This window comes from Olleya sp. HaHaR_3_96, assembly GCF_019278545.1.
Classification (GTDB): Bacteria; Bacteroidota; Bacteroidia; order Flavobacteriales; family Flavobacteriaceae; genus Olleya.
This window is the reverse complement of record NZ_CP058987.1, coordinates 2175146-2189169: the sequence shown is the minus strand read 5'-3', so window position 1 is coordinate 2189169 and position 14024 is coordinate 2175146. Positions and strand designations below refer to the sequence as shown.

At 32.5% G+C, this 14024-nt stretch carries 13 protein-coding genes; 3 read left to right on the top strand and 10 right to left on the bottom strand.

The features are described from left to right. Nucleotides 1–119: 119 nt before the first annotated feature. From H0I26_RS09525 to rpsF, 4 genes are all read right to left on the bottom strand, one after another. Nucleotides 120–3236, bottom strand: a complete 3117-nt coding sequence (locus H0I26_RS09525; RefSeq protein ID WP_218701988.1) for a carboxypeptidase regulatory-like domain-containing protein — start codon at nt 3234–3236, stop codon at nt 120–122. Between the two features lie 144 nt (nt 3237–3380). Beyond that, entirely contained in the window at nt 3381–3824 is a 444-nt protein-coding gene (rplI, locus tag H0I26_RS09520; RefSeq protein WP_101018073.1) for a 50S ribosomal protein L9, read from the bottom strand. Nucleotides 3825–3837: 13 nt separating this feature from the next. Next, entirely contained in the window at nt 3838–4134 is a 297-nt protein-coding gene (gene rpsR, locus H0I26_RS09515) for a 30S ribosomal protein S18 (protein WP_101018072.1), read from the bottom strand. Between the two features lie 2 nt (nt 4135–4136). After that, on the bottom strand, nt 4137–4475 hold the full coding sequence (gene rpsF, locus H0I26_RS09510; RefSeq protein WP_101018071.1) for a 30S ribosomal protein S6: 339 nt from the start codon (nt 4473–4475) through the stop codon (nt 4137–4139). 211 nt (nt 4476–4686) lie between these two features. Here rpsF and H0I26_RS09505 point away from each other — a divergent pair, with 211 nt between their 5' ends. Beyond that, nucleotides 4687–5382, top strand: coding sequence for a LytR/AlgR family response regulator transcription factor (locus H0I26_RS09505; RefSeq protein WP_101018070.1), 696 nt, complete (start codon nt 4687–4689; stop codon nt 5380–5382). Nucleotides 5383–5529: 147 nt separating this feature from the next. On the opposite strand, the gene priA is transcribed toward H0I26_RS09505, so the two are convergent. The 4 genes from priA to nadC are packed head-to-tail and all read right to left on the bottom strand — an operon-like array spanning nt 5530 to nt 10281. Further along, the gene (priA, locus tag H0I26_RS09500; protein ID WP_218701987.1) at nt 5530–7983 is read right to left on the bottom strand and encodes a primosomal protein N'; all 2454 of its coding nucleotides are present in this window, start codon (nt 7981–7983) and stop codon (nt 5530–5532) included. Nucleotides 7984–8018: 35 nt separating this feature from the next. Continuing rightward, nucleotides 8019–8438: a DUF2147 domain-containing protein gene (locus tag H0I26_RS09495; protein WP_218701986.1), complete on the bottom strand. Its 420-nt coding sequence runs from the start codon at nt 8436–8438 to the stop codon at nt 8019–8021. 2 nt (nt 8439–8440) lie between these two features. After that, entirely contained in the window at nt 8441–9370 is a 930-nt protein-coding gene (locus tag H0I26_RS09490; RefSeq protein ID WP_101018067.1) for a YihY/virulence factor BrkB family protein, read from the bottom strand. A gap of 50 nt (nt 9371–9420) precedes the next feature. Next, complete coding sequence (gene nadC, locus H0I26_RS09485) at nt 9421–10281, bottom strand: carboxylating nicotinate-nucleotide diphosphorylase (RefSeq protein WP_218701985.1); 861 nt, start codon at nt 10279–10281, stop codon at nt 9421–9423. Between the two features lie 113 nt (nt 10282–10394). Here nadC and rlmH point away from each other — a divergent pair, with 113 nt between their 5' ends. Further along, a complete protein-coding gene (gene rlmH, locus H0I26_RS09480; RefSeq protein WP_218701984.1) occupies nt 10395–10868 on the top strand; it encodes a 23S rRNA (pseudouridine(1915)-N(3))-methyltransferase RlmH in 474 nt (157 codons plus the stop codon). A gap of 19 nt (nt 10869–10887) precedes the next feature. Here rlmH and H0I26_RS09475 read toward each other — a convergent pair whose 3' ends face one another. Both H0I26_RS09475 and H0I26_RS09470 read right to left on the bottom strand, forming a co-directional pair. Further along, nucleotides 10888–13050 (bottom strand): prolyl oligopeptidase family serine peptidase, encoded by a 2163-nt coding sequence (locus tag H0I26_RS09475; RefSeq protein ID WP_218701983.1) that lies wholly within the window; start codon nt 13048–13050, stop codon nt 10888–10890. 78 nt (nt 13051–13128) lie between these two features. Further along, nucleotides 13129–13317, bottom strand: coding sequence for a hypothetical protein (locus tag H0I26_RS09470; RefSeq protein WP_218701982.1), 189 nt, complete (start codon nt 13315–13317; stop codon nt 13129–13131). Between the two features lie 75 nt (nt 13318–13392). Here H0I26_RS09470 and H0I26_RS09465 point away from each other — a divergent pair, with 75 nt between their 5' ends. Next, complete coding sequence (locus H0I26_RS09465; RefSeq protein ID WP_218701981.1) at nt 13393–13968, top strand: non-canonical purine NTP diphosphatase; 576 nt, start codon at nt 13393–13395, stop codon at nt 13966–13968. The last annotated feature ends 56 nt before the right edge of the window (nt 13969–14024 follow it).

Sequence of the window (14024 nt, the reverse complement as noted above, 5' to 3'; positions counted from 1 at the left end):
CCGCGAAAGCGGTTTAATAAAAAATTAATTAAAAAATGTTTATCCAAAAAAAATAAGTTTAAAAAAAAATGCGCTCCTTTTAGGGAGCGCAAATTTAAAAAATATCTATGACGTATGGACTAGAAAATGTATCTAACTCCAAATTGGGCTTGCCATCTTGATAATAAGCTTGTGTTGTAAGTAAACGTTTCTGTAGCTCCAGTATAAGTATATGTTGGTACGCCAGAAGCGTCAACATCTACACCTAATGGCTGTACTGAACTTGGTTGTTGTACAAGTCCCCAATCGCTATTTAATAAGTTTCCTACATTTAAAACATCTAAACTTAATTGTATTGTATTGGTTTTATCACCTCCTACATTAAACTTATAGTCTTGTAATATTTTAAGATCCCAACGTCCTCTCCAAGGTGCTAATGCCCCATAACGCTCTACATAGTCTCCACGACGATTACTTAAATAATCATCTTGTTGGATAAAAGATTCAAAAGCCTCCGCTTGTCCTGCTCCTGAGAACTGCATGTCTTGTAATTCTCCCTGAGTTGGCACGTAAAGTAAATCGTTTAAGTTAGAACCGTCTCCGTTTAAATCTCCACCATAAGTATAGTTAAAACGTCCACCTTGTGCATACTCAAAGAATGTAGATATTGTAGTCGCCCACTTGTCTTTACCATAAGTGAATTTTTTACTAGCAACACCAATAAAACGGTGTGTGTCCCCATACTTAGAATGTGATAATACATCATTATTTGCATTACCAACTACTGGATTAAAATTAAAAGCATCTCCTGTAATTTCTGCTTCAATGGAGTTAACATCTTTAGAATTCAAGTAGTTGTAAGCTACAGTTGTATATAACCCATTATCAAACGTTTTTTGAGCTTTAGCAGTGAAGTTCCAAACACGACCTTTGTTTGAGTTTGTAAATACATAAGCATTGTTTATAACATCACCTGAAGTATAAATTGGTCTTGTATCTCCTGGTGCATTTAATGTTCCTGAAGGATCACGTAATCCCCAATTTTGCACATGTGCTCCATTAATATCTTTTGTATAAGAGATATCCCCTGTTGCAACTATACCGTTCTCAAATCTATAATCTGCTCCAATATTTGTTCTCCATACTTGTGGAAATTTAAAGTCTGGATCTACTACTTGATAAAAGAACACTTCTGGATTAGCTATTTGGTTACCTAACCATACAAATGGTAAACGACCCGTAAATAAACCTGTTCCTCCACGTACTTGAAAACTATTATCTCCTTTTACATCGTAATTAAACCCAACTCTTGGTGAGATTAAGACTTTGTTTGATGGCATTTTAGTGTTATCTAAAAAGACACCTTCTCCTGTATTTGGATTTACATATTCGATTCCTGGTGCATAACAACATGCTCTATCAATAACATCTTGTGCTTTTGTAGAAGAATCAAAGAATAGTGGCTTATCAAATCTAACACCATATGTTAATTTAAAGTTTTCTGTAACATTCCATTCATCTTGTACATAAAAAGCTAATTGCCCAACATTAGTTTCGGCTAAAGCCCAACCACCTGCAACGCCAGCTCCATTTCCTGCTAAGCTTGCATTTGCTGCAGCAGCCTCATCAAATAAGGTTTGTAATTGCCCTGAATCTGCAAAGTTTTGAAAATCAGCCATTGTTGTCGTTGGAAAAAAGACACCTTGCGCTCCGTAAGCACCCAAGTTAAAAGAGTTATCAAACTGAAATTTCTCATAAGAGAAACCAATAGTATATGTATGATCACCTTCTACATAGTTTAAATTATTTGAAAATTGAAAGACCTTTTGATCCAATGTATTATTAATTGAAAAAGGCTCATGACCTGCTATAATATAGTTAGACCCACCATTTGTGATGGTTATTGTTGGTGCAGGTGTAGATAAAGCATTTCTGTAATCGTCAAAATGGGTATACCCCATTTGAAACTTATTACTTACACTACTTGATAATGTCGAGTTAAGTTCCACTTGAACAGACTTGATATTATTATTAATCTCGTAACCTGTATTTTCAAATTGCAATGTGTTTGTACTTGGTCCTCTAAAACCTAAAGCAGATGGGTGTGCAGGTTTTTCTTTAGATGCATTTAAAAAATTATAAATAACAGCTAAACGGTTATTGTCATTAATATTCCAATCTAATTTAAAGATTCCTTTAGTCGAATTTGAATCATAATTAAACCCTTTATAACGCCCTGGATCATACCCTAAATCTAATAATGCATTTTGAACGATTAATAAATCAGATTCTAAAACACGCGTTTCGTTAATTGCGCCACTTCCGGTATTAGGTGCAAAACCATTGGTACCAAGATCAGAACGTTCGTCCTTTTCAAAATTAGCAAAGAAAAATAATTTATTTTTTACAATTGGTCCACCTATACTAACACCATATTGGTTTTGCTCTAAGTCGGCTTGAAAAACATCTTCGCCTTTTATCTGTCCACCGGTCATGTCTTCGTTTCTAGTAAAACCGTAAACAGTACCATGAAATTCGTTAGTTCCACTTTTTGTTACTGCATTAACTGCTGCCCCTGTAAAACCAGATAATGTCACGTCATACGGTGCTAACGATACTTGAATCTGCTCGATAGCATCTAATGAAATTGGTTGAGAATCGGTTTGACCTCCTGGAGTTGCTGCATCTAATCCAAATGGATTATTAAAAACGGCACCATCTAAACTAAAGTTATTAAACTGATCGTTTCTACCTCCAAAGGAGTTTCCTGAAGCCGATGGCTCCAACCTTGTAAAATCTGCTGCAGATCTAGAAATAGTAGGTAACGTTGTTAATTCACGCCTTCCAACACTAGTTTCTGCACCTGTTCTGTCACTACCAAAAGTACCAGAGGCTGATCCTGTAATTACAACCTCATCTAAAGATTCGGCACTACTGTTCATCACAACATCTAAATTTGTTGTTTTACCCAATGTTAAATACACATTAGTAAATGTTTGTTCTTTAAACCCTACATAAGTTATAGTCACTGTATATGGCCCTCCAACTCTAAGATTTAATAAGTTATAACGTCCATCAAAATTTGTAATAGCACCATACTTGGTCCCTGTTGGTCCATGTACAGCTAACACGTTGGCCCCCAGTAGTGGTTCATTAGTGTCGTCTTGTACAAGACCTTTAATGTTAGATGTCGTTACCTGAGCAAAACTCAGTACTGTAAAAAACAATAAAGTAAAAGTTAAATTAATTTTTTTCATTGTGTAGTATTGTTGTGTTGATTGTGTTTTGATATTATGTATGCATAATATTTAACAAAAATATAACAAAAAAAGCCACTCTTTACAGAGTGGCTTTAATTAAAAAATATAATTTATTAACGTATTGTTAACAATACGTTATAGTTATGCCTGAGCAATAACTTCAAATTCTAAATCTACATTTACAGATCTATGTAAACGTACAGCTGCGTTATACTTACCTAAACGCTTCACTGTTGTTACAGAGATATATTTTTTGTCAAGTGAATGACCTGCTTTAGCTAATGCTTCAGCAACATTAATGTTGTTTACAGATCCAAATAATTTGTCTCCTTGACCAACTTTAGCAGCTATTTTAATTTCTAAAGCTTTAATAGCTTCCGCTACTACATTAGCTTCTTCAACTTCTTTAGCTTCTTTATAAGCACGTTGCTTTAAAGTTTCTTCTAATACTTTTTTAGCAGATTTTGTTGCTAAAACTGCATTTCCTGTAGGGATTAAAAAATTTCTACCATAACCGTTCTTAACCGTTACAACATCGTCTTTAAATCCTAAATTCTCAACGTCTTGTTTTAATATAAGTTCCATTGTTATGATATTTTTATTTTAATAAATCTGCTACATATGGCATTAAAGCTAAGTGACGTGCTCTTTTTACGGCTACAGACACTTTTCTTTGATACTTTAATGATGTACCTGTTAAACGTCTTGGTAAAATTTTACCTTGTGCGTTAACAAATCCTAATAACCAATCTGCATCTTTGTAATCCACGTACTTAATACCAGATTTCTTGAAACGACAATACTTTTTCTGTTTGTTAGTTTCAATATTTAAAGGAGTAAGATATCTAATTTCTCCTTCTTTTTTTCCTTTTGATTGTTGCTCTATACTTGACATAATTACGCTTTTTGTTTTAGTTTAACTCTTCTACGTTCCGCCCATGACACTGCATGTTTGTCCATAGCTACAGTTAAGTAACGCATAAAACGCTCATCACGTCTAAACTCTACTTCTAAAGGATTGATGTGTTCTCCATCTACTTGAAATTCAAATAAATGATAAAACCCACTTTTCTTGTTTTGGATAGGGTAAGCTAATTTCTTTAGCCCCCAATCTTCTTTTGATATCATCTTAGCTCCTCTAGTTACAAGAAATTCTTCGTATTTCTGTACTGTTTCCTTTATCTGTGTTTCAGATAAAACGGGATTTAAGATGAAAACAGCTTCATAATGATTCATAAAAATCTAATTTATTGTGTTAAAAATGAGTGCAAAAGTAATTCTTTTTATTCAATGAAACAAATACTTTTTAAAATTAATTTAGACTTAAAACGAGCTTAAAAAACCAGCCTCCAAAACTGTTAATTTTTACGTTTAAGCGATGTTTTTTGGATTTTATCCGAATTTTTTGTACTATTGTCGATAACTTAACCTATAATAAACAAAGACTATGATATTAAATTGTGTAGTAGTTGATGATTCAGCGATACAAAGACTTTCTATTGTAAAATTAATAGAGAACAATAATCATCTAAACCTGATTGCTGAATATAGCAGTGCTTTAGAGACTAAAAATGGATTAAACACGCACAAAGTAGATCTTATATTTTTAGATATTGAAATGCCTGTATTGAATGGTTTCGAACTATTAGACGTACTTAATAATAAACCACAAATAGTTTTTGTAACTGGTAAAACAGAATACGCCTTTAAAGCATTTAACTACGACGCTACTGATTATTTACAAAAACCGATTACAAGAGAACGTTTTAGTCAAGCGGTAGATAAAGCTGTAGAACACCATAAATTAAAACTAGATTACAACCAGGAAGAAGGAGAGCATATCTTTGTAAAAAGTAATCTTAAAAAACGTAAAGTTTATATTAGAGATATCAAATGGATTGAAGCACTTGGTGACTATGTAAAATTAGTAACTGAAGATACTAGTCTTGTTGTGTTATCAACAATGAAAGCTTTTGAAAGCGAATTACCAGAAGGTAAGTTTTTAAGAATCCACAAATCTTACATTGTCAACCTAGATAAAGTTGACAGATTTAACAGTAAAAATGTAGAAGTTGGTGCTTACGAAATCCCTTTAAGTAGAAACAAAAAAACACAATTAGTAGATGCCTTAAATAGCATTTAATAAAAACACCTATTTAGTCCCCATAAATAGTTTAGTCCTACTTCTTTGAAGTGGGACTTTTTTATGCTCTATATTATTATTAAAAAAGAAGAATCTTAAAATAAAGTCCGAATAACAATTCTACAAACTCCAACAGATATCTAAAGCTTAATAATTATCAACATTAATAATAACACGCACCCCTTTAAAACCTCCAATAACTCCAAAACTAGTATTTACTTTTCTAATAGCTTCTTTTGTTTTACCTAACGGTTGTCCTTGCGGTATCTTTATCAAGATATTTTTATGATACTGATTACGTATTCTAGATATTGGCGGAAATTCTGGACCTAACACATTATGCTTAAACAATTGTGTCAATGCTTTTGCTAACCAATCCGCAGCCATATCTACTTTATTATAATCACGATGTTTTAACGTGATTTTTATTAACCTATAATATGGTGGGTATTTATAGTTGTAACGCTCTTCCAACTGCTCTTTAAACATACCAGCATAATCGTTAGTTGAGACTTGTTGCAATATTTTATGAAAAGGGTTATACGTCTGTATTAATACTTTTCCTTGTTTATTGGTACGTCCTGCCCTACCTGATACTTGGAGCATCAATTGAAAACTACGTTCGTGTGCTCTAAAATCAGGGAAGTTTAGCATATTATCTGCATTCATGATACCAACCAACTTGACATTTCTAAAATCCAAGCCTTTGGTTAACATTTGCGTACCAACTAATACATCTAATTCTTGTTGCTCAAAAGCGGTAATTATTTTTTCGTAACCAAACTTACCTCTTGTCGTATCCAAATCCATACGCCCCACTTTAAGATCAGGAAACAAAAGCTTAACTTCACTTTCTATCTGCTCTGTACCAAAACCTTTTGAGTCCAAACCAGGTGTCCCACAGGCTAGACATTTGATTAGCATCGCACTATTGTAACCACAATAATGACAGCGTAATTGTTTACGATATTGATGGTATGTTAAACTAACATCACAATTTGGACATTGCGGCGAATGGCCACAAGTATTACACTCGACAATCGGAGAATACCCTCTTCTATTCTGAAACAAAATGACTTGGTGTCCCTCCGCAATAGCTTCTGTCATTTCTTCGATTAATCGATCGGAAAAATGCCCTTTCATTTTTTTACGCTTCTGCTTATCTTTGATATCTACCAACTCGATATCTGGAAGCTGTACATTATTATAACGTCTATTAATTTCGACTAAGCCATACTTATTTTCCTGCGCATTAAAATAACTTTCAATACTAGGTGTAGCACTACCTAATAACGTTTTGGCTTTAAAAAGTGATGCTAAAACAACCGCAACATCCCGTGCATGATATCGCGGTGCTGGATCAAATTGTTTGAAAGAAGATTCATGCTCTTCATCCACGATAATTAATCCTAAATCTGTAAAAGGTAAAAAGATAGATGAGCGTGCTCCCAACACTATTTTTGCTTTCGCTGAATTATTTAAAACTTGATTATACACCTCAACACGCTCATGCGCAGAGTATTTACTATGAAACACCGCGACCTGTTCTCCAAAATAATTTTGTAAACGTGTTACTAACTGTGTTGTCAGTGCAATTTCAGGAAGCAAATACAGTACTTGTTGTCCCTTTGCTATTATGTCTTCTATTAACTTGACATATACTTCCGTTTTACCTGAAGAGGTTATACCATGTAATAATACTACGTTCTGGGTTTCAAAATTGGAATGTATCTGTTGTAAGGCTTCCGTTTGAAATTCGTTTAAAGCTTTAGAGTCTTCATTTTCTTCTCCATCATAAACTACGCGATCCGTTTGAATATGATAATCTTCTAGAATTCCTTTATCAACTAATGTTTTTACTGTTGAAGAGGTCGTTTTACTTTCCGCCACTAAATCCGAAACTTTAACTGGTTTTTTAGTCTTTGCAGCAATAGAAAACAAAGTCATAACAACATCCCGCTGTTTTTTTGCTCTACTACTTAACGTTTCCAATAATTGATTTAAAGATTCTGGACTACTATACGCTTCTGTTAGTTTAACATATCTAACATATTTTGGCTTATATTTATCGTAGATTTCTTCATTTAAGATAATAGCTTCCTTTTCTACTAAACGTTTTACAACGGGAAGTACACTTTTCTTATCCAAAATTTTAGAAATATCTTGAATTTTAAGTGAGGATTGATGCTGTAAAGCTTCATAAATTAAATACTCGTCGTCTTTTAAATCGTTTATATCTAATTCTAAAGCATTATTTTTACTAATAATGGTTTCACTTTCAAGTAAAAAGGCATTTGGTAATCCAGCGCGCATCACCTCGCCTTCTGTACACATATAATATTTTGCTATCCATTGCCATAATTTTAACTGTGTGGGTGTTACTATTGGCGTATCATCTAAAATCTGATGTATCTCTTTAGCCTCATAAATTAGAGGTTTGGTTTGATGGATAGCAGCAACAATACCTGTATAAATTTTTGTCTTACCAAAAGGAATAGACACACGCATCCCTATCTTTAGAAAACCACTTTCTGCTTCCGTAATACTATACGTAAAACGGTTTTCTAAAGGAATTGGGAGAATGACATCTATATAATGCAAATTGTATTTGTTGTGTAGATTATTGACTTACTGGATTATTTTACTCTTTCCCAGTATTGTGTAGAATAGAAAAATCCGATATAACCTCTAACTTGAAGTGTTCCGTCTTCCATTACTCCTAATCGTAAATCGTAAACCTTTCCATTTTGAGGGTCAACAACAGTACCTTCTTTAAAGTACTCGTCATCTTTAACCATATCTTTTATGATGTCTAAACCTAATACAGGTTTATTATAATCGGCACCTTCACATTTTACACAAAGATTAGCACGTTTTTTCTCATCAAAAATCTCTATGATTTTACCAAAGACTTTTCCGTCTTTTTTATAAATCTCTACAATAGATTTTTTTGCACCGGTCTCATCATCTACAGTTTTCCATTGTCCAAGAATAGCTTGTGCTCCAGCAGAAAAACTGAATAACATAATAATTACAATAAGGCTAATTTTTTTCATTTTTAAAAAGTTTTTCTAAGTTGTTTTAAAGACATGTTTAACTCGAATCCTAACAATAGGATATTCGCGTTAAGCCATAAATAAAATAATAAAATTAATAATGCACCAATAGAACCATACAGCTCATTGTATTGTGCGAAATTCTCGATATAAATACCGAACAAAAAGGAGGTTAATAAAATTAAGATGGTTGTAAATAATGCGCCTACCGAGAAAAATTTAGACGACCGCCCTTCGGCTGTCCCAAAATAATACAATACGGCAGTAGCTAAATACACCATAATAACAAAAAAACCGTACTGCGCTAAAGTACTCCAAATATTAACTTGACGTCGTGCAATATAACCATGATCTGATAGATTATCAATAACATAGATGTTAAAATACCCTAAAACAGCTACTGTAACTATTAATAAAAAGGACAATATTAAAGCAATCCCCAAAGCATATAAGTACTGCTTAAACCCACTACGAGTTAACTGTTGGTGATACGAGTTTTCAAAACCAGAAAACAAAGCATTAATACCATTGGCCATTAAAAAAATAGACAGTAAAAATACAGAGGACAATAAACTACCGTTTTGATTGCCTCCAATATTACTAAATATATTATCAGAGAAAAAATCTGATGTTGTTGGTGGTAAAATCGATTCTAAAAAAACTAAAAAATCAGTTTGAAAATCATCAATTGGTATATGTGGTATAAAAATAATGACAAATAACAAAAACGGAAACAATGCCATAAAAAAGCTATATGCAATTGCACTTGCACGAGCTGTTAAGGCGCCTTTTGCTATACCTATAACGTATAACTCCAATAAATCATATAAAGACAACCCTTCTAAACCAGGTAGTTTTACTCTACCTAATAATTTAACCAAAAGATTAACTACAGGTATTTTACTAAGCTTTTCTTCTATTACTTGAGACATTAATTAAATTGGATTGCTTGCTAAATTAGATTACTAAATTATTAAAAGGGTTAATCTACTGCTTTTAAACTTAAATCCATGTTATAAACGGAGTGTGTTAATGCTCCAGACGAAATAAAATCGACACCACACAAAGCATATGCCCTGATTGTTTCTTCATTAATCCCTCCAGAACTTTCTGTTAAACACTGGTCTCCAATAAGTTTTACAGCTGTTTTAGTGTCTTCGTAATTAAAATTATCTATTAAGATTCTGTAAACACCCTCTGTTTTCAAAATTTCTTTAATTTCATCTAAATCTCTAGCTTCAACAATAATTTTTAGATCACGATTAGTCTCTTTTAAATAGCGTTTTGTTTTTTCGATAGCTTTTGTAATGCCACCCGCAAAATCAATATGATTATCCTTAAGCATTATCATATCATATAATGCAAACCTATGGTTTTCTCCACCACCAATTTTAACTGCCCATTTTTCGATAGCTCTAATACCTGGTGTTGTTTTACGTGTGTCTAAAACTTTTGTTCCTGTACCTTCTAATAAATCTACAAACTGTCTCGTTTTTGTTGCAATAGCACTCATGCGTTGCATAGCATTTAATACTAGACGTTCCGCCTTTAAAATAGATTGAGAGGCTCCAGTTACGTAAAACACGATATCGCCATACTTAACCCTGCTTCCATCTTCAATAAGTGTTTCTACCTTTAGGTCTGCATCTACATAGCTAAAGACCTGCTTAGCAAATTCTACCCCTGCAATAATACCTTCGTCCTTAACCAACAACTTAGCTTTACCTTGTGCTAATGCGGGAATACAAGATAATGAACTATGATCACCATCTCCAACATCTTCTCTAATAGCGTTGGTTATAATTAATTCTATCTCTGTATCAAATTGCGCTTGACTTATCATTTGTATATTATTTGATGTAAAAATAAGAATACATTTTTGAATAACGATTTTGATTTCTGATTTTTCAAACGAAAATATTAAGGAATCTTATATCATAAATTGTAAATTTGCCTATGACTATAAAACTTCTAGCCATAGGCAAAACTGACAATAAGCAATTACAACAGCTAATTGACGATTACATTAAACGTTTAGGTTTCTATATTGGTTTTGATTTAGATATCATTCCTGATTTAAAAAAAGTAAAAAACCTAAGTGAAGACCAGCAGAAACAAAAAGAAGGCGAACTTATTTTAAATAAGCTAAAACCTACAGATGTTTTAATATTACTTGACGAAAATGGTAAACAGCTTGACAGTGTGGGGTTTTCTAGTTACTTACAAAAACACATGAACTCTGGTGCCAAGCAAATTGTTTTTGTTATTGGTGGACCTTACGGATTTAGTCCTGAGGTATACGCCAAAGCACAAGGAAAAATATCATTATCAAAAATGACCTTTTCCCATCAAATGGTACGCTTATTTGTTATTGAGCAATTATATCGTGGTTTTACAATTTTAAGAAACGAACCGTATCATCATAGGTAAGCTTAAACGACATAATTAATTAGTCAATCTTAACCTCTAATTGATCAAAAAGAAAAGCGTATTTATATAACGTTAGTTTTTCAAAATCTTTATTATTTAAGGCACCTCCATGCCCTGCCCCATCAATAAGTAATAGACTATAAAGCGACTCATCACTACCTTTTTCTTGAAGTGTCGCTAAAAACTTATAAGAATGTAACGGAGGTACTCTATCATCATTCTTACCTGTGATCAACATTAGATTAGGATAACTTACGTTTTCTTTAATATTATGCAAAGGTGAATATGATTTAAGATTTAAATAATCTTCTTCAATGCTTGGAGTACCAAACTCATTTATATTAGTACTTACAGAACCTACTGTAAATTCAGAAAAACGCAACATATCAAAAGCCCCCGCTTGAGCAATGGCTGCTTTAAACAATTCTGGTCTTTGTGTATAGGCCGCTCCAACTAACAAACCACCATGAGACCCACCATTAATAGCTAACTTATTGGTATTAGTATATTTTTCAGATATAAGATACTCTGCAGCAGCAATAAAATCATCAATCGCAACTTGTTTGTTCAATCTACGTCCTGCTAATCCCCAATCACTTCCTTTTGCTCCACCGCCTCTAACGTTAGGCACCGCAATAATACCTCCATGTAATAACCACAAGGTTAAAGACTCGTCAAAACTAGGAACAATAGTTGTTCCATAACCTCCATAACCGCGTAATAACGTTGGGTTACTACCATCTAATTTAGTGTCTTTTAGACAAGAAATATACATAGGTATTTCTGTTCCATCTTTTGATTTGTAGTTAATATATCTAGTTTCTAATGTTTCGACTTTGTAAGGAACTGACAATACTTGAATTGGTTTAAAAGTTAAATCTGACAATGTTAATTGATACCATATCTTAGGATGAAAAAATGATGACACACAAAAATCGGTATGTGTTGCACTGTCTTCGCTTTCATAAAAATAATTTAATTGTTTTCCTTCTGGAAAATTGATTTTACGCAATAATTCTCCAGTCGTATTGAAAATTAAAGCAATATTTTTTCCTTTGTCAGTATAGATACAAGCTATTTTATCTTTACCCAATTTATTAACCTTAGATAATAAAATATCATACTCTCCTACTAATTCTGACACTTTATTTAACGCTGTGATATCTGCCGCTAAAACTCGGCCATTACTAGCGTCCCAGTTTGTATTTAAAATAACTGTATTACCAAAAAGTTCTTCTATGCTAACATAAAGTCCTGGCGAATTTGGATATAATAAAAAATTTGTCAAATAAAACGATTCAGAATTTACATTAGCGACAGATAATGCTCTATAAATAGTACCTTTTACCGTATAATAATGCTTAAAGAATAACCTATCATTCAACTTAAAATAAGAAAAACTATTGGTTCCTGAAGTATCTCCATTTTGATATAATAATTTATCCTCCGACTGATTTTGTCCTAATTTATGGTAATATAATTTTTGCCCTTTAGCCTTATCTAAAAGTTCTCTTCCTGATTCCGCTTTATTATAAGAATCATATATAACATCCCTCCCTTGCCAAATTATATTACTACTCGCTCTTAAATTAGATAATTTATCTATTAATTGCTCTCCCGTCAATAAATTAAAAAAAAATACTTCTCTCCAATCCCCTCCATTATGAGATATTTCGACAGCTATTAAATTATCGTCTTCATTTAAATAGCGATTTGTTATAGCAACATTATCCTCTTTATCTATCATAAAGTCTTTAATCTTAACTAATCTTCTGTAGTTTTTTTGACCTCTTACTTTATATACTAAATCAGATGCTCTACTGGAATTGTCATTTTTAAAATCAAATTCATATTTACTTTTTAAACTATCCTCTTTTTCTCTGTAAGATGAAAGCTCTTTAGCACGAACACTATTATACATTGTTGATATTTGATTTCTAAGAATCCACCATTTAGTATATCGTTTTTTATGTCTATCTGATATTTTAGTCTGCTCAGCTAACCAATCAGGTAATCTAAGATCCTCTGAATTTTCCATCCATTGATAAGGGTCTGAAATTTTATCATTAAAATAAACATCAATTATGGAATCTTTTGGCGTAACTGGGTAATCATATGTTTTTTGAGCATTTGCAATTGTTATTGCGCCTAAAATGAAAGTGATAATAAAAAAACGAACCATTAATTATTAATTTAAATATTTATTCCAAATGTACTTAAATTGTTAAAAATAAACTTAGAATTACTAAGGTACTTTATACTATTTAAATACCGCACATTCCTTTTTGTCTTTTCTCATTTGATTGATCATTAGACCATTTACAATAGAAAAAGCGACTAGTATAGTACCAAACAAGTATTTCCAATTCTCGTTCTCTTTAAAAAGGTATGCACCTACCAAAACAATAGTAGCCCAAATGATTGCGTTTATTAAGATTAGTTTTTTCATACTTATTAGACATAAATACTTCTGTTTCGTTACAAACATTATAAGTTATTATTAATTTGCACTAAAAACAATCTCATGCAACTCGTTTTCGCTACAAACAATTCAAATAAAGTCAAAGAAGTCCAAAGTTTAATACCAACTCATATAAAACTACTAAGCTTAAAAGATATTGGTTGTTTTGAAGATGTACCAGAAACGCAACCAAACATAGCTGGTAATGCGATACAAAAAGCAGAATACATAAAACTACACTATGGTTACGACTGCTTTGCTGATGACACAGGTCTAGAGGTAGAGTCGCTAAATGGAGAGCCTGGTGTTTTTAGCGCTAGATATGCTGGACCACAACGTAATGATAGTGATAATATGAATTTATTATTAGAGAAATTAAAAACTAAAGCTAACCGAGAGGCACAGTTCAAAACCGTAATCGCTTTAAATTTAAATAATACAATTACAACTTTTACGGGAATTTGTAAAGGTGAAATAACAACTACAAAACAAGGTGATAAAGGCTTTGGTTACGACCCTATTTTTAGAGCAAAAGGCTTTGATAACACATTTGCTCAAATGGATTTAGAACAAAAAAATAGTATTGGTCATCGCGGAAAAGCGGTACAACAATTAGTTGCTTTTTTAAACAGCCTTTAAATAAAAATCACAGCACTTTTTACTAAATACTTACGCTTCTCATTACTGTTTGTTAT